This is a genomic window from Pyxidicoccus xibeiensis (assembly GCF_024198175.1).
Lineage (GTDB): Bacteria > Myxococcota > Myxococcia > Myxococcales > Myxococcaceae > Myxococcus > Myxococcus xibeiensis.
Genome location: NZ_JAJVKV010000002.1, coordinates 827414 through 842978, shown reverse-complemented (window position 1 = coordinate 842978; position 15565 = coordinate 827414). Strand labels below are relative to the sequence as shown.

The 15565-nt window shown below is 70.4% G+C and carries 14 protein-coding genes; 7 read left to right on the top strand and 7 right to left on the bottom strand.

The window, feature by feature from the left end; genetic code table 11:
- The first annotated feature begins 6 nt into the window (after positions 1 to 6).
- Positions 7 to 1584: a DUF1501 domain-containing protein gene (locus tag LXT23_RS11360; RefSeq protein WP_253980139.1), complete on the top strand. Its 1578-nt coding sequence runs from the start codon at positions 7 to 9 to the stop codon at positions 1582 to 1584.
- Between the two features lie 71 nt (positions 1585 to 1655).
- A complete protein-coding gene (locus tag LXT23_RS11355; RefSeq protein ID WP_253980138.1) occupies positions 1656 to 3107 on the top strand; it encodes a D-arabinono-1,4-lactone oxidase in 1452 nt (483 codons plus the stop codon).
- A 1-nt stretch (position 3108) separates the two neighbouring features.
- On the opposite strand, the gene LXT23_RS11350 is transcribed toward LXT23_RS11355, so the two are convergent.
- Positions 3109 to 4110 (bottom strand): aldo/keto reductase, encoded by a 1002-nt coding sequence (locus LXT23_RS11350; protein WP_253980137.1) that lies wholly within the window; start codon positions 4108 to 4110, stop codon positions 3109 to 3111.
- A gap of 75 nt (positions 4111 to 4185) precedes the next feature.
- Between LXT23_RS11350 and LXT23_RS11345 the strand changes: the two genes are divergently transcribed.
- Entirely contained in the window at positions 4186 to 5106 is a 921-nt protein-coding gene (locus tag LXT23_RS11345) for a LysR family transcriptional regulator (RefSeq protein WP_253980136.1), read from the top strand.
- 26 nt (positions 5107 to 5132) lie between these two features.
- Here LXT23_RS11345 and LXT23_RS11340 read toward each other — a convergent pair whose 3' ends face one another.
- From LXT23_RS11340 to LXT23_RS11325, 4 genes are all read right to left on the bottom strand, one after another.
- Positions 5133 to 5516 (bottom strand): VOC family protein, encoded by a 384-nt coding sequence (locus tag LXT23_RS11340; RefSeq protein WP_253980135.1) that lies wholly within the window; start codon positions 5514 to 5516, stop codon positions 5133 to 5135.
- Between the two features lie 165 nt (positions 5517 to 5681).
- The gene (locus tag LXT23_RS11335; RefSeq protein WP_253980134.1) at positions 5682 to 6662 is read right to left on the bottom strand and encodes a quinone oxidoreductase family protein; all 981 of its coding nucleotides are present in this window, start codon (positions 6660 to 6662) and stop codon (positions 5682 to 5684) included.
- A 107-nt stretch (positions 6663 to 6769) separates the two neighbouring features.
- Positions 6770 to 7141, bottom strand: a complete 372-nt coding sequence (locus LXT23_RS11330; protein WP_253980133.1) for a hypothetical protein — start codon at positions 7139 to 7141, stop codon at positions 6770 to 6772.
- 2 nt (positions 7142 to 7143) lie between these two features.
- Positions 7144 to 7881, bottom strand: coding sequence for a hypothetical protein (locus tag LXT23_RS11325; protein ID WP_253980132.1), 738 nt, complete (start codon positions 7879 to 7881; stop codon positions 7144 to 7146).
- Positions 7882 to 8100: 219 nt separating this feature from the next.
- On the opposite strand from LXT23_RS11325, the gene LXT23_RS11320 reads away from it, so the two are divergent.
- From LXT23_RS11320 to LXT23_RS11305, 4 genes are all read left to right on the top strand, one after another.
- The gene (locus LXT23_RS11320; protein ID WP_253980131.1) at positions 8101 to 8787 is read left to right on the top strand and encodes a hypothetical protein; all 687 of its coding nucleotides are present in this window, start codon (positions 8101 to 8103) and stop codon (positions 8785 to 8787) included.
- The gene (locus LXT23_RS11315) at positions 8759 to 9841 is read left to right on the top strand and encodes a hypothetical protein (RefSeq protein ID WP_253980130.1); all 1083 of its coding nucleotides are present in this window, start codon (positions 8759 to 8761) and stop codon (positions 9839 to 9841) included. The genes LXT23_RS11320 and LXT23_RS11315 overlap by 29 nt, the downstream gene beginning before the upstream one ends.
- Positions 9842 to 9896: 55 nt before the next feature.
- Positions 9897 to 11540: a serine/threonine-protein kinase gene (locus tag LXT23_RS11310; protein ID WP_253980129.1), complete on the top strand. Its 1644-nt coding sequence runs from the start codon at positions 9897 to 9899 to the stop codon at positions 11538 to 11540.
- A 175-nt stretch (positions 11541 to 11715) separates the two neighbouring features.
- Positions 11716 to 12063, top strand: coding sequence for a hypothetical protein (locus LXT23_RS11305; RefSeq protein WP_253980128.1), 348 nt, complete (start codon positions 11716 to 11718; stop codon positions 12061 to 12063).
- Here the strand turns inward: LXT23_RS11305 and LXT23_RS11300 are convergent.
- Together LXT23_RS11300 and LXT23_RS11295 are read right to left on the bottom strand one after the other, a co-directional pair.
- Positions 12036 to 13127, bottom strand: a complete 1092-nt coding sequence (locus tag LXT23_RS11300; protein WP_253980127.1) for a mannosyltransferase family protein — start codon at positions 13125 to 13127, stop codon at positions 12036 to 12038. The genes LXT23_RS11305 and LXT23_RS11300 overlap by 28 nt on opposite strands.
- Positions 13124 to 15544, bottom strand: coding sequence for a polyamine aminopropyltransferase (locus LXT23_RS11295; RefSeq protein ID WP_253980126.1), 2421 nt, complete (start codon positions 15542 to 15544; stop codon positions 13124 to 13126). The genes LXT23_RS11300 and LXT23_RS11295 overlap by 4 nt, the downstream gene beginning before the upstream one ends.
- Between the last annotated feature and the right edge of the window lie 21 nt (positions 15545 to 15565).

Below are 15565 nucleotides of genomic sequence, written 5' to 3'. Positions count from 1 at the left end.
GACACCATGACGAACACCTCTCGTCGCACGCTGCTCAAGTGGGCCGTCGGAGCGGGGCAGCTCGCGCTCCTCGAACGGGCGGGGCTCCTCGGCTCGGGCACCGCACATGCCGCGGGCACCGACGGCCCCTCACGGCTCGCGGTGCTCTACATCCCGGGAGGCTACCGGCCGGCGTACTGCTTCACCCCGATGGAGGACGCGGAAATCCCACTCTGTGTCCCGGCGCCCGCCGGCTACAGCGGCGAGCCCGTCTTCTTCGATGCGAGCAAGGTGGTGAGCCTCGCGCCCGCGAACGGCCCCTACAAGCCGCTGCGCACCTGGCAGTCCTGGAACCCCCAGGACCCCGCCGCACGCAACGGCTTCAGCCCGCTCATGTACGGCTACTCGCACTTCGCGCTGCATGAGCAGCTGAGCGTGCTGCACGGCATCGACCAGGGCACCAACGACCACGCCAGCGCGTTCATCTCCGCGATGTGCGGTGTGGCAGGTGCGGACTACCGGGCGCCCGCCGTCCACTCGGTCATCGCGAACCACCTGTTCGAGAAGTACCGCGAGAGCAGGCCGCTGCCGTTCGTGGTCGTCAGCGGCGACCGGGGCGCGCCTTCCGGCATGGGGCTGCCTTCCCACGCCTCGCCCGTCCGCGTTCCGTCCATCGAAGCGCTCAAGCCGATGCTCTCCGCGAAGCCGGCGGACAACGCCTGGTGGACGGGGCTCGACGCGCGCACCGAGGCGCCCGAGCTGGACGCGCGCGGCCGGCCCACCGGGAGCAACCTGAAGGCGACCACGGTGGAGCGCTTCTCGCTGTCTCAAGCCCAGCAGCTGATGGACCGCTCGACGGCGAAGGTGGACAACTACCTCGAGGGCCTGCATGGCTCGCTGTCGTCCGTCTCCCGTGTGCTGGCGACGGATGTCGTGTCCGTGCTGGAGGGGACGAAGGGCATCGACGCGCTGAGGACGAACCGCCCCGCTTACCTGGCGAACTACCTCAACGAGACGTTCACGTACACCTTCGGGCTCGCGAACTTCCATCTCACGGGGCTCGACCCGCGGATGGACCTGGCGCTGCGCCTGCTCAAGTCGGACCTCTGCACCTCGGTGCACGTCTCGCTGCAGCTCGACTTCGACACCCACAACGCCCATGGCCATGCCTTCAGCTGCGCGCATGGCCGCGGGCTGATGGACTGCGTCGCGCGCTTCCTGGGTGAGCTCAAGGCCTCGCCCGCGCCCGGCAAGCCGGGCAAGACGCTGCTCGACGACACGCTCGTGCTGGTGATGAGCGAGTTCGGCCGGAGCTGGGCCTCCCGAGGAAGAGACGGCACCTACTCCCTGCCGGATGACCACCACCCCTACACCTCGGTCAGCTTCGCGGGCGGAAACGTGGCCGGGAACCGGCAGGTGGGCTCGTACACGCCGCGCGGGCTCGGCGTCCCGGTGGACATCATCGAGGAGAACGGACAGGCGTCGAAGCGCGTGCCCAGGTCCGCGGACGTGGTGACCACCGCGCTGCGCATCATGGGCATGGAGACGCACGACTTCTTCATCCCCGGCGGCTACGGCGAGGTCGTGGGCCTCAGGAAGGCGTAGGGCCGGCCGTTCCCGGCCCTGGCGCCGTCACAAGTCCGTCCTGACCACTCCTCCCATGCGGAGGAGTGCGCATGGACCTTCCTTCTGAGCTCCAGGTAGCGACACCTGCCCGGTATCCCGCCCGCATGCTGTCATTGCTGCCTCACGAGGAGGGAGCGCACGGCATTCCCGCCATCCAGGACTGGGGCCGCATCGTCTCCTTCGAGCCCTCGCTGTATTTCAGACCCAGGGACCTGGACTCGCTCGGCCGGTTCCTGACCACGCTGCTCGGAGGGGGCTTCCCCCAGCGCCGGGTCCGCATCCCCGGCAGCCTGCACTCCTGCTCGCGCATCTGTGAGTCGGACGCCATCCTGGACGTGAGCGCCCTGCCCAGGACGCTGGAGTACAGCGAGGACCACCGGGCCGTCACCGTGTCGGCGAACTGGCGCCTGCACGACTTCCTCCTGGAGTTGAGCCGGCACGGCCGGGCACTTCCTGCGACGGGCGGCACCGATGAGCAGACGCTGGCGGGCCTCATCTCCACCAACACCGCTCCCGCCACGCCCCAGGTCACCCTCTACGATACGCTCGAGTGGCTCGAGTACCTGTCACCCGGCGCGGACGGCGCCTCCTTCGTGGAGAAGCGCGTCTCCCGGGACGACCCCACCTTCCTCTCCGTCGTCGGCTCGCTGGGCGCCATCGGCGTCCTGACGCGCGCCCGTTTCCGGCTCATCGACGAGCCCTTCTTCGAGACCCGGCAGCAGGTGCTCCCCATCGACGAGGTGCTGGGCGACCTCGAGCGCACGTCCCGCGAGTACGACTTCTGGCGCATCGACTGGATACCGGACTCGAGGAACGGCCTGCTCTGGACGGCGAAGCGCATCCGCCGAGCGAAGGCAGACCCCGACGGCGACTACCCCGCGGACCAGGCCGCCAACATCCTGGAGGCGGTCTTCGCCTTCTATGACAGGTTCACCCGTGGCGCGGGGGGACCGCTCCTGGATGACTTCATGCGGCTGACCTACCGCATCATCGCGGCGACCTACGGCGAGACGCGGGCGCGCGGCCCCCTGCGCAACATGCTCCCGGTGGACCGGCGGACGCCTGTCCGTGTGGCGATGGCGGAGTGGAGCTTCGACCCGAGCGACCTGAAAGCCGTCCTCGCGCTGTGCAGGCAGTACTTCGGCGAGGCGGGCTGGCCCAACTTCCCCATCGAAATCGAGCTGTCGCGCACGGACAGCTACTCCATGTCCGCGTGGAACTGGGAGGGGCTGGAGTACGTGGTGAAGTTCAACTTCATGTACCTCACCGACGTCTGCAAGACGGACGCGGAGAAGGCGCTCATCTCCACGCACCTGAGGGGGCTGTGGAACCGCCTCCTGGCGAAGGGGATTCCGTTCAAGGCGCACTGGGGAAAGCTCAACTTCATGGACCCCGCCTTCGTTCGCGAGCACTACCGGATGGATCGGTTCCAGCCGCTCATCCAGCCCCTGTTCCTCAACGACTACCTGGCCGAGCGGCTGGTATTGCCGCCGGCGCATTGAGCTACCGGCGCTCGCTGTCGAGGTGGCGCATCTGCTCCGGCGCGTAGCGCTCGCCGGAGATGGACCCCAGCGACTCCAGCGCCGCGAGGTCCTCCTGCGACAGCGGGCGGCCCAGCGCGCCCAGCGCATCCTCGAGCTGCGCCACCGTCCTCGAGCCCACCACGGGCACGAAGCCGGGCTGCTTCGCGAGCACCCAGGCAATCGCGAGCTGCCCCGGCGTCATCCGCCGCTCCTGGGCGAAGCGCTGGAGCGCGGCCACGACACCCTCGTTCTTCTCGCGGTTGGCACCGGTGAAGCGTGGCAGGTAGGCGCGGAAGTCGCCCTGCCCCTTCGGCTTGCTCCCCGACAGCAGCCCTCGCGAGAGGACGCCGTAGAGCGTGGCGCTGATGCCCAGCTCCTTCAGCACGGGGAAGATGTCCGCCTCCGGCCCGCGGCTCGCCAGCGAGTACTCAATCTGCAGGTCCACGATGGGGTGCACCTTGTGCGCTCGGCGGAGGGTCTCCACGCCCACCTCGGACAGGCCGATGTGGCGCACGTAGCCGGCCTTCACCAGGTCGGCGATGGCGCCGATGGTGTCCTCAATGGGAACGGCCGGGTCCAGCCGTGCGGGGCGGTAGATGTCGATGACGTCCACCCCCAGCCGCTTCAAGCTGTAGGCCGCGAAGTTCTTCACCGCCGCCGGGCGCGTGTCCACGCCGCCCCAGCTGTTGTCCGGCCCGCGCAGCGCGCCGAACTTCACGGAGAGCTGGACGCGCTCCCGCCGGCCGGCGATGGCTCGCCCGACGAGCAGCTCGTTGTGGCCCATCCCGTAGAAGTCCCCGGTGTCGATGAGCGTGACGCCCCGGTCGATGGCCGTCTGGATGGTGCGGATGCCCTCCGCGTCATCCGACGCTCCGTACATGCCCGACATGCCCATGCAGCCCAGCCCGAGCGGGTAGACCTCGGGGCCCGTGGAACCCAGCTTCACCGTGCGCTGCGCCTGCTTCGTCTCTTGCGTGCCCATGTGTCGTCCCTCCGTGATGGAAGGAGATTCATCATTCGCCACCCTGAAATCCATTGAATAGGATGTATCTCACTCATGCATGGCATCTATGGAAGGAACCTGGACCTCAACCTGCTCCGTGTGTTCGTGGTCGTCGCGGAGGCGGGCAGCGTGACGGCGGCGGCGGACCGCCTCTACCTCACGCAGCCGGCGGTGAGCGCGGCGCTGCGGCGGCTGGCGACCACCGTGGGGGTGCCGCTGTTCGTGCGCTCGGGACGGGGCCTGGCGCTCACCACGCGCGGCGAGCGCCTGCTCGCTTCCGCGCGACCACACCTGGGGGCGCTGGTCGACGCCGCGCTGTCACCGGCGACGTTCGACCCGAAGACGAGCGAGCGGACGGTGCGGCTCGGCCTCTCGGATGTCACGGAGGCCTGGCTGCTGCCGCCGCTCCTGCGAATCCTCGCGAAGGAGGCGCCGCGGATGCGGCTGGTGGTGCTCCCGGTGCAGTTCCGCACCGTGGCGGAGGCGCTGGCCACCTCGGCCGTGGACCTCGCGGTGACAGTGGCGGACGAGCTGCCCGCGGGCACGCGGCGCCTGGAGCTGTTCAACAAGGGGTTCGCGTGCGTGTACGACCCGCGCCACGCTCGCGTCGGCAAGCGCCTCACGCTGGAGCGCTACCTGGAGCACGAGCACGTCATCGTCTCCTACAACGGGGACCTGCGGGGCGTCGTCGAGGACCACTTCGGCGTGCAGCGCCGGGTGCGCGTGTCGGTGCCCACGTTCCAGAGCATCGGGGCCCTCGTGGACGGCAGCGCCCTGCTCGCCACGGTGCCGCTGGTCGTGGCGCGCGACATCCTTGCCCTCCGCCCACACCTCCGGACGACGGCGGTCCCCCTTCCGCTGCAAGGCACGCCGCTGGAGGTGCTCTGGCGAGGCGCGGTCGAGGATGACGAGGCCATCCGCTTCATCCGCGAGCGCATGGTGGAGGTGACGAAGCAGCTGCGGCTCGGGGAGTGAGCACTCGCACGCCCTGGCCCGCGCGTTCAGCGCTCGCGGAAGACGGCCTCGATGTTGTTGCCGTCCGGATCGAGCACGAAGGCGGCGTAGTAGCCCGGCGGGTTGCCCTTGGAAGTCGAGCGGATTCCGGGCGGGCCGTTGTCCGTCCCACCGGCCTTCAGGGCGGCGGCGTGGAAGGCGTCGACCTCGGCGCGGCTCTTCGCCGCGAAGGCCGTGTGCTGCTTCACGCCATGCGGGTGATAGCGGTCGATCCAGAAGACCGGGTAGTCGAGCCCATAGCCGATGCCATCGGTCCCCTCATTCGGAGGAAGCTGCATGGACCGGCGGAGGCCGAGCGCACCCAGCGCCGCATCGTAGAAGGCGGCGGAGCGGGCCATGTCCGCGACACCGATGCCTGTGTGGTCGATCATGAAGAGCCAGGAGAAGACGGGCTCAGGGTGATGTCAACACGATCAGGGCGTGCCGAAGGCCAGGCCTGGTCCGTTCGCGGCAACGAAGCACTGCGTCCGCCGTTACCCCTTGAAGAACCGCTTCCCCGCACACCTTCGGACATCCCCTCCCCACCGTGCCAGCCATTACCCCTTGAAGAACCGCTTCCCGGCCTCTGGCCGGAGGACGCTCTCTTCAATCGCGCTCTTGAAGTCCTCCAGCGAGTGCGCCTCGGCGATGGGGACCTTGAAGCTCGCGGGCGCGGACAGCGCCGCGATGTTGCGGAGCATCGGCAGGTCCTCCGGCTTCGGCGGCTCGAAGAAGTACCGGTACACGTACGCCCCGAGGCGCAGGCCCTTCATGAGGATGTCGAAGTTGTGCAGCTCGAACTTCTGCGCGCTGTAGCCGCCGTACACGATGACCTGCCCGCCGAAGGCGCTGCTGCGGATCAGCTCCCCCAGCAGCGGCCCGCCCACGCAGTCGATGATGCCGCTGACGCCCTGCCCTCCCGTGAGCTCGAGGAGCCGCTGACCCACGCCCTGTGTCCCGCCCGACAGCTCGAGGACCTCCGAAGCCCCCAGGGCCTTCAGGTCGAGCCGCGGCTGCACCCGCCTGACCAGGGACACGACCTTCACGCCCCGCGCCCTGGCCAGCTGCAGGAGCATCGTCGCCACGGTCGAGTTCCCAGCCGTCAGCGCCAGCCACTGGCCGGGCTGCACGCGGGACTCCTCGAGCAGGTCCCACGCGGAGATGAGATTGAAGAACTGGGCCGCCTTCTCGAGGGGGTAGTCCGGAGGCAGCGGAATCAGCCGCTCCGAGGGAACCACGACGTACTCAGCCCAGGTATCGACATGGCTGAACGCCACGAGCGTTCCCGGCTCCAGCGAGACGCCCCTCCCCACCCTGGCGACGATTCCCGCCCCGTGGTTGCCGGCAATCTGCCCCGGCAGCACGGGCTTCGCCGGCTCCGGGTACAGGCTCTGGATGAAGAGGAAGTCTCCCGGGTTGATTGAAGCGGAGACCATCCTGACGAGGACGTGTCCCTCTCCCACTTCGGGAACCGGGACCTCGCGCAGCTGAAGCACCTCCAACGGCGAACCAATCCTGTCGAACACGAGCGCCTTCATTCCTGCCTCCCAACGGGTTGCAGGAACTCCTGCCGCCGTCGGGAGCGGATGGCGCGCACGAACGGACACGCGCTGAACACGTTCGGACGCGAAAGCCCGGCTCGCGCTCAGCGCGTCTCGCTCTGGAACGCCTTCACCAGCGTGTTGATGCGCCGCCCGCTGGGGTCCTCCTTGCGCGGGTCGGCGATGACGAGCACCAGCTTGCCGGAGACGACCGTGGAACCGACGGAGTTGCCCACGAGCTTCCAGCCGGCCTCCTCGGCCTGCTGGGCCTTCTCGGTGCTCTCGAAGGTGCACACCGTGGCCTCCAGGCCGCTCACCTTGCCGGCCTGGCACTTGCCACCGGGCAGCTTCTCGCCCGCGTCGGTGAACGCGGAGGGCGACTCACCCGCCGCCTTCCACGCAGCCACCACCTCATCCACACCGCTGGAGCAGCCCGCCACCAGCAGGGCCATCAACGGGAATGCCGCACGCCGCATGCTCAGTGCCGTCCCTTGTGCTTCTTGTGCTTGTGCTTCTTGTGCTTCTTGTGGACGTGGTGCTCGCAGTGGTCGTGGTGCTCGTGGACGACGCGCTCCTCGCGGATGATGACCACCTCCCGCTCGGGCGGCGGAGGCGGAGTGCCCACCCGCACCTCGACGCTGGGCATCGGGATGTTCAGCCCCACCTGGATGATGGGACCCCGGTACTCGGGCGGCGGGGCCACCCTCACCACGGGGCGCGGGGTGTTCCACGTGCGGTACACCGAGTTGACGCGCACCAGCTTCGGGCTCTCCTGCCTGTACTCCTCAGGGTACTCGCCCGCGTAGTAGGAGACGTCCTCCTTCTCCACGAACTCATGGCGAGGGGGCGGCTCGTACGCGTGGTAGTGCGGCCCGTCGTGGTAGCAGTACTCCACCACGTCCACGTCCACCTCGATGTTGATGAGCACGTTGAGCACCACGGGGTGGTGCCCATAGTAGGAGTGCTTCGGACCCTCGTAGCCGAAGGGCGTCGGGTCGCCGATGAAGACGTAGACGTTGTCTCGCGTGCGGTAGAGCACGTCGGCATTCACCGGCGCGGCGGTGTGCACGTGCGTCGTCTCGATGTGGCACAGCCCGTCCGGGGGCTGCCCCGTGCGCGGATGCATGCCCGCGTACTTCCACTGCTTCGCCTCGGCCACTCCGGCGGCGGCGAGCAGCAGCAGCGCGGACAGGCCGGCGAGGTTCATTCGTGACATGGGGGTTCCTTCTGGGGGACGCACGGTATAGCGGACCCCGAGCGTCTGGTGTCGAGCACACCCCGGAGCGCGATTCCCACACGGAGTGTCTGTCCGGCTGCTCTGGGAGCAAGCCCCGCACAGCCACCCCAGAAGATTTCTACGTCGCGACACTCCGCAGCAGGATGCGCGCGCCGGAGTAACCTCCACCCCTGTCTCCAGATGCTTCCCTCTCCCCACATGCTCCGCCGCTGGCTGCTCGCGACTACGGGCGTGCTGACCGCCCTGGGCGTGGGCGTGGAGGTCGCGTACTACACGCGGGACGCCCGGACGCCGGAGCCCCTCGTCTCGTTCCTCTCCCTCAGCTACGAGCGGAACCTGCCCACCTGGTACGCCTCGGGGCTGCTGCTGGGCTGTGCGCTCCTGCTCGCGGCGATTGCACGCATCGCCTGGCTCGCGCGCGCTCCGGGACGCCATCACTGGTGGGCGCTGGCGGGCGCATTCGCGTACCTGTCGATGGACGAGAGCGTGGGCCTGCACGAGCACCTGGGAGGGCTGCTCTCGCTGGGCGGCGTGCTGTTCTTCACGTGGGTGGTGCCGGCGGCCATCATCGTGGCGCTCGGTGGGCTCGCGTTCCTCCCCTTCCTCGCGCGGCTCCCGTCGCGTCGGCGCGGACAGTTCATCCTGGCGGGCGTGCTGTACGTGGGTGGCGCGCTGCTCATGGAGCTGCCGCTGGGGTGGTGGACGGAGCAGCACGGCAACGACAACCTCGTGTACGCGCTCATCGACCACGTGGAGGAGGCGCTGGAGCTGGTGGGCGCCAGCCTCTTCCTCGCGGCGCTGGCGGAGGAGCTGGGCGAGCGCGTGGTGCTCACGGCGCGAGAGGAGGCGGCGGCACATGGGCCGGCCCCAGACAGCCCTCGCTGAGCCGGAGCGCCCGTTAGAGGCCGTGCGTGAGGTGCCTCCGGCGCCCGCGCGCTCGCCGTACATCGTGGGCCCTGCCTTCGACTGGGCCTTCTTCCTGCTCCCGCCCCTGCTGGCACTCGGGCTGGGCATCACCATCTCGGGCACGGCCTTCAGCGACGACCCCGTCCGCTTCTTCGGCCAGGAGAAGACGCGGGCCGGGCTGATGGTGGGGAGCATCATCCATGCGCACCTGGTGGCGGTGTTCTTCCGCAGCCATGGCAACCCCGCCATCTTCCGCCTGTACCCGCTGCGCTTCGTGCTGGTGCCCGTGCTGGCGTGGGCGGCCATCCGTGGCTCCGCCGTCATCGCCGTGGCCGCCACCGTGCTCGCGACGTTCTGGGACGTGTGGCACTCGGGACTGCAGACGTTCGGCCTGGCGCGCATCTACGACCGCAATCGGGGCAACCCGCCCGCCATGGGACGGCGGCTCGACTTCTGGCTGAACCACCTGCTGTACGCGGGCCCCATCCTCGCGGGCGCGACGATGCTGGACCACTTCAGCAGCTTCGAGGGCTTCGACGCGGTGGGCATGCCGTGGCTCGCCTCCGTGCCGGCCCACATGACGGCCACCCATGGCCTGTGGACGCGGGCCGTGCTGGCGGTGGGCGGCGCGTTCCTCGTGTTCTACGTCGTGGCCTCGGTGCGCCTGGCGAGGCAGGGCCACCCGCCCTCCTTCCACAAGGTGTTCCTGCTGGTCACCACGGGCGCCTGCTCCATCTACACGTGGGGCTTCAACACGTGGGGTGAGGCGTTCTTCATCATGAACCTGCTCCACGCCGTGCAGTACCTGGCGCTGGTGTGGGCCATGGAGGGAGACCGCCTCCGGGAGCGGCTGCGGCTGCGGGGGCGCGCCCTGGCGCTCGCCCTCTTCCTCGGCGCCGTGTTCGCCTACGGCGTGGGCGCCGAGCTGCTGGACCCGGACCTGGAGAGCCTGTGGGCCTTCACCCTCGTCGTGTCCCTGATGCACTTCTGGTACGACGGCTTCATCTGGTCCGTGGCGCGCAAGCAGGTGTGAAGGCACGCCGGACCCAGCCTCCGTTCCCGGAGCGGGCTTGTTATCGTGCGCGCCCATGAATGAGCCCACTGCCGTTTCGGACCCCCGCATCGGCTCGGTGCTGCAGGAGCGCTACCGCATCATCGAGCGGCTCGCCGCGGGCGGCATGGGCGTCATCTACCGGGGCGAGCGGCTGGAGGTGGGCAGGCCGGTCGCCATCAAGTTCCTCCATGCCTGGGCGGCGCGGGACGAGGACTTCCGGAAGCGGTTCCATGTAGAGGCGCGGGCCACGAGCCGCCTCACCCATCCGTGCTGCGTGTCCGTCATCGACTTCGGCGTGGACCAGGACTCGCCGTACATGGTGATGGATTTCGTCACCGGAGAGACGCTGCGTGGCCTGCTGCGCGACGGAGCGCTGCCGCCGGCCAGGGCGCTGAGCACCGTGCGGCAGGTGCTCGCCGGTCTCGCCCACGCTCATGCGCAGGGCATCATCCACCGGGACATCAAGCCCGAGAACATCATCGTCACCCATGCCGTCGGCCTGGGGGAGCAGGTGCGCATCCTCGACTTCGGGCTGGCCAGGCTCCGGGACGAGGTGTCCGGCCTCACCTCGGGGAACATGCTCGGGACTCCCTCGTACATGGCCCCGGAGCAGATCCAGGGCGAGCCGGTGGGTCCACCCACGGACCTGTACGCCACGGGCGTGCTGCTCTTCGAGCTGCTCACCGGCAGGAAGCCCTTCGCGGCGTCCGGCACCGCGGAGCTGCTGCGCATGCACCGCGAGGTGGCCCCGCCCTTGCTGCGCGACGTGGCCCCCGACGCCGGCTTCTCCGCCGAGCTGGAGGCGACGCTGGTGAAGGCGCTGGCCAAGGCCCCGGCGGACCGCTTCCAGTCCGCGGCGGAGTTCCTGGCCGCGCTCGAGGCGGCTCCAGCGCTCTCCAGCGCGAAGGCGGGAGTGCAGGACGCGCCGACACCGGCTCGGAGTACCGACGCTTCAGTGCCTTCGCGGCCCACGCAGTCGGGGGAAGTCAGCGCGGCGGCGGCGGCGGTCGAGAAGCGGAACGAGCCGACGGAGGTCATCCCCGCGAAGCAGCCCTGGGCCGCGTCCAAGGTCTCCACCCGGCAACCGTCGTTGCTCGCGACGGCGCGCTCACGCGCGACGGTGGGAGTCACGGCAGGCGTCATCCTGCTCGGGGCGGGCCTCGCCTGGTGGATGGCGTCAACGTCCTCGCGGCGCTCGGCCGCCTCGGGTTCGTCGAGCGGGGAGTCGCGGGAGCAGCCCCGGACGGACTCGACGCCCACGCGCGCCTGGCAGCCCGTTCCTGAAGCGCTCCCCGGTATCGAGGAGGTGCACGGGCACATCAAGGCCCAGCGAAGGGACCCGGCCCTGGCGGCCTTGAAGAAGCTGGCCGCGAGGCACCCGAAGAGCGCCTACGTCCGCTACCTGGAAGGCAACGTCAACTTCGACAACCTCCGCTGGGTGGACGGCGTGGCGTCGTACCGGGCCGCGCTGCGCAACGACGCCGCGTACCGGAACGCGCCCGTCGTCATCCAGAACGCCATCCGCTGCCTCGTCAGCGACCGGTTCCACGACATCTGCCAGGACTTCCTCCGCGAGGATCTGGGCGACGCCGCCGTGCCGTACCTGGAGGAGGCCGCCCGCTCCGACCCCATGGCCAACGTGCGGACCCGGGCCGCGGCGCTGCTCCGCCGGCGTTAGGCTCGAGGCCATCGCGAGTCCAGGCCGAGCCCGCGGAAGGGAGCTTCCGCCACCCTCTGCACCGACTCGCTGGAGTCCGCCTGCAGGGCTGTAGGCACGTGGGCCCACGGGGGGGAGGCAGCTGAACGCCGTGGCCATTGGCGCCCCCTGCCGGTCTTCCGCCGGAGGTTTCATCATGACTCGATGGTCAGCGGCAGTGCTGGTGGCGCTCACCCTGGTGGGCTGCGGAGAGGACGAGCCGCCACCGTCTCCGGGGCGCTTCGGTGAGGTGACGAGCGCGGTGGTGCTGGTCAACCCGGTCATCAACCAGGCCTCCACCACGTCGGTGGTCACAGGCAGCGAACGCGCGGACGTGGAGTTCCAGGCGGAAGACCTGCCCGTTCGGCGCGTAGTCTCCGACGCGGGGACCGCTGTCCGTCATCGAGGGCAACGTCACGGTGCCCAGCTCCAGCGCGGTGCTGGTGGACAACACGGGAATCCCCTGACGCGGCACCGTCAGTTGATGTTGTACCAATGCGCGTAGAGGTACAGGAACAGCCCCTGGAGGAGCGCGCCCGCGAGCACAGCGGGCATCAGCACTCCAGGGCGCCGGGCCGCCCATGCCCCGAGCGGAAGGAACGCGGGCCAGCATGACGCCGCGTAGCGGCCGAGGCCCGCCAGCCCCACCGTCCAGATGGTCAGCATGAGCCCGAGCGCGAAGGGCGCCAGCACGCGCCACCGCGCCTGCCGGAGCAGCAGCACCGCACCCACGCCGGGCACCAGTGAGAACAGCACGTAGAGGTGGACCTCCAGCGGCAGCGCGCCACCTCGACCGAGGTCTCCCAGTCCGGCCCAGGCGAACTTCCCCCAGCCCTCCTCGCGGTGCGTCCACCACGCGAGAGGCTCTCCGCGCGTCTGCCCCAGGTAGAGCATGTAGAGCCCCACGAACACGAAGGGCAGCGCCAGTCCGAGCACGGCGAGACTCGACAAGAAACGCCGGGGAGCAGCACCGCGCTCCCGCACCTGCGCGGCCAGCAGCGACAGGCCCGCGACAATCGTGAGGTGCCGAGCGAGCACGCCCAGCCCCAGCACCGCGCCCGCCGCCACGTGCCGCCCGCGCAGCGCGAGCAGCATCGCCCCCGCGCTGGTGAGCACCATGAGGGACTCGGGGTAGCCGGCCGCCTGGAAGAAGGCGAACGGGAACGCGGCGAACAGCAGCAGCGCTGACCGCGCCACCTCCTCGCCATCCAGCTCGAGGAACACGCGGTACACCGCCACCAGCGCGCCCAGCCCCGCGAGGTTCGCCACCACCACGAGGGCATGCGGCATGGACAGGCCCGTGAGCAGCGCCAGCCCCTTCCCCAGCAGCGGGAAGAGCGGGAAGAAGTTCGTCCAGAACAGCTCGCGGTACCCGTGCAGCGCGATGTTCGCGTAGTACAGGCAGTCCCACCGGCACAGGCCGCCCAGCGAGGGCACGTCCAGCAACGCAGGGCCCTCGAAGTGGAGCCGCGGGTCCACGCGCAGCGACACGCTGGTGAACGCGAGCAGCGCCACGCGCGTGAAGACGAACACCGCCAGGGGGAAGGCGGCCCAGCGCAGTCGGTTCATGGCTGCTCGCGAGGGACCGATGGGGGCACGAGGCGGGCCATCACCGGCGCCGCCACGGCCAGCAGTCCGTACACGGCCGCCGCGCACACCAGCGTCACGCGGATGCCCGAGGACACCGAGAGGAAGACCGCGGCCCCCGAGCCCACGACGGACATCACGCCGTTGACGCCCCAGCACCACGCGGCAGCTTCAGGAGCCAGCGCCAGCACCCGACGCAGCCCCAGCGGGAAGAGGAACCCGAGCACGATGCCCGGCAGGCCCGCCACCAGCACGCACACCAGGGCGCGCTCCAGGAACGGACGGGCCAGCACCGCGGAGATGGCCGCGGGAGGCACCAGCGCCCAAAGGCCGATGACCAGCGCGGCCAGCCCCGGCAGCAGCCGCAAGGTCTTTCCCGACGTGGGGTCCAGGCGCTCGGACAACGTGGCGCCCAGCCCCGCCGCCAGCGTGAGCGGTGCGAGCGTCAGCGCCAGCGCCCAGGTGGGGTCCCCGAGCAACAGGTGCAGCCGCTGCGCGGTGGCAATCTCGAAGAGCATGAACCCCGCGCCCAGCGCCGCGAACCACGCGGGCACCATCCACCGGCCCGCGGGCGACAGCGGCGCCAGCGTGCCCTTGCGCCGCCACAGCGGTGGGAGAATCCAGAGCGCCGCCAGTATCGCCGCCGTGATGAACGCGAGCGCCACCGCGCCCACCGCGACCACGTTGCCACGCAGCATGCCTCCGCCGCCCTCTCCCAGCAGCGACTGGATGCGTCCCGGAGACAGCCATGCGGACAGCGGAACCTGGAGGAAGAAGTAGGGCCGGTCGTCCGTGGACGCCGTCAGGTCGATGCCCGCCTCCCGGGACAGCGCCTCCACCTTCGCGTCGTCCTTCGCCAGGGCCACGGCCGCCAGCCATTCCGAAGCGGGAGGCTCGCCGGGCGCCAGCAGCAGGCTCAGGCCTCCCGAGCGCGCACGCTCGCGCATCACCGCGAGGTCCTCGGGCCGCAGCGGCGAGGGACTGACGAGCAGGTTGGCCAGCGACTCGCGCGCCACGAGCAGCATGTGGCGCGACGGGTCCTCCACGCCCCGGTCCCTCAGCGCCGACGCGGCCAGGGACACCAGGCGGGCCACCTCCAGCGGGCGCTCGGGGTCGTACCAGCGCGAGAAGCTGACCAGGCCCTCCGGCTGGAGCTTCTCCAGGAAGAGCCGCCACGCCTCGCGCGTGTAGAGCGAGTTCTCCGTCAGCGTCATCGCGCCCATGCCCGTCGACGCCCACGTGTCGACGAGCGAGGCCATGATGACCTCGAAGCGCCCCGGGCTCCGGGCCAGCCACGAGCGCCCGTCCTCCGCGTGCAGCTCCACGCCAGGCTGTGTGGCCAGCGGTGAGTACTTCCCCAGCGGGCCGCGCACCATGTCCAGGATGAGCGGGTTGACCTCCACGCCGACGACGGACGGGTGGTCGTAGAGCAGCGCGGTGGCGACGTCGCGCCCTCCGCCAACGCCGATGACCAGCACGTCGCCCGTGGGACGCAGCCAGTGCGCCGCGCTGGTGAGGTCGAAGCGCAGGTAGTCCAGCTCGGGACGAAGCTGCGTGAAGGCGGGGCTCGCGGTGCCCGCCTCGCCGTCGATGACCAGGAACGCCTGGGGCACGGGCGCGGCGGGCGCGTCCTGGAGCGCGGCCCAGTAGATGGGCGGGACGCGGTGGAAGCGGCTGGCCCGGACGTGGGAGATGGAGTTCCACCCCTCGGCGGCGGCCGGGCCGGAGTCGGGCGGCGGCACCTTGGAGTGGCGCAGCGCCAGCGCCCCCGGAGAGAGCACGAGCGGGAGGACCAGCAGCGCCATCACCCCGGCCTGGAGCCTGCCCCTGCGGGAGCTTGCCAGCGCGAGCATGGCCAGCAGGGGAAGCAGGGCCGTGGCTGCGAGCGCGCGCGGGGCACCGAGGTACGCCAGGGCCGGCGCGGCCAGCAGCGCACCGGCGGCGGAGCCCGCGAGGTCCGCGCCATAGACGAGCCCGGGCCGCTGCGCGCGGGTGAGCAGCGCCGCCAGCGCCGCGCCCTCCGCCGCAAAGGGCAGCGCGATGCCGACCGAGAGGCGCAGCAGACTGACGAGCGTCTCGGACAGGCGCGTCAGGTCCAGCACGATGGGCACATGGACGAGCGCCGCCGTCACGACACAGATCAGCAGCGAGGCCAGGGCCAGCGCCGCGGTGACGGAGGAAGACAGCCGCTCTGGCGAGAAGCCTCGCGGCCACAGGTGCACGGCCAGCGCGCCCGCGCTCATCCCCAGCAGCCCCAGCGTCAGCGCCAGGTAGCCCAGCGAGTACCACGTCGTCACCGACAGCAGCCGCGCGATGAGGATCTCCTGCGCCAGCAGTGCGGATGCAACGAGGGCCGCGGCGAGGGGGGCACGCGTGAGGGGAGCGGGCGAAGTGCTCATGTGCGCCCCACCCTAGCCCGG

What these genes read in the sequence shown, in the direction of transcription:
- LXT23_RS11305 (WP_253980128.1), top strand. Translation starts at nt 11,716, where the DNA reads ATGACTCGATGGTCAGCGGCAGTGCTGGTGGCGCTCACCCTGGTGGGC.
- LXT23_RS11350 (WP_253980137.1), bottom strand. Translation starts at nt 4,110, where the DNA reads ATGGGCACGCAAGAGACGAAGCAGGCGCAGCGCACGGTGAAGCTGGGT.
- LXT23_RS11330 (WP_253980133.1), bottom strand. Translation starts at nt 7,141, where the DNA reads ATGCGGCGTGCGGCATTCCCGTTGATGGCCCTGCTGGTGGCGGGCTGC.
- LXT23_RS11320 (WP_253980131.1), top strand. Translation starts at nt 8,101, where the DNA reads ATGCTCCGCCGCTGGCTGCTCGCGACTACGGGCGTGCTGACCGCCCTG.
- LXT23_RS11295 (WP_253980126.1), bottom strand. Translation starts at nt 15,544, where the DNA reads ATGAGCACTTCGCCCGCTCCCCTCACGCGTGCCCCCCTCGCCGCGGCC.
- LXT23_RS11355 (WP_253980138.1), top strand. Translation starts at nt 1,656, where the DNA reads ATGGACCTTCCTTCTGAGCTCCAGGTAGCGACACCTGCCCGGTATCCC.
- LXT23_RS11335 (WP_253980134.1), bottom strand. Translation starts at nt 6,662, where the DNA reads ATGAAGGCGCTCGTGTTCGACAGGATTGGTTCGCCGTTGGAGGTGCTT.
- LXT23_RS11325 (WP_253980132.1), bottom strand. Translation starts at nt 7,881, where the DNA reads ATGTCACGAATGAACCTCGCCGGCCTGTCCGCGCTGCTGCTGCTCGCC.
- LXT23_RS11340 (WP_253980135.1), bottom strand. Translation starts at nt 5,516, where the DNA reads ATGATCGACCACACAGGCATCGGTGTCGCGGACATGGCCCGCTCCGCC.
- LXT23_RS11310 (WP_253980129.1), top strand. Translation starts at nt 9,897, where the DNA reads ATGAATGAGCCCACTGCCGTTTCGGACCCCCGCATCGGCTCGGTGCTG.
- LXT23_RS11360 (WP_253980139.1), top strand. Translation starts at nt 7, where the DNA reads ATGACGAACACCTCTCGTCGCACGCTGCTCAAGTGGGCCGTCGGAGCG.
- LXT23_RS11300 (WP_253980127.1), bottom strand. Translation starts at nt 13,127, where the DNA reads ATGAACCGACTGCGCTGGGCCGCCTTCCCCCTGGCGGTGTTCGTCTTC.
- LXT23_RS11345 (WP_253980136.1), top strand. Translation starts at nt 4,186, where the DNA reads ATGCATGGCATCTATGGAAGGAACCTGGACCTCAACCTGCTCCGTGTG.
- LXT23_RS11315 (WP_253980130.1), top strand. Translation starts at nt 8,759, where the DNA reads ATGGGCCGGCCCCAGACAGCCCTCGCTGAGCCGGAGCGCCCGTTAGAG.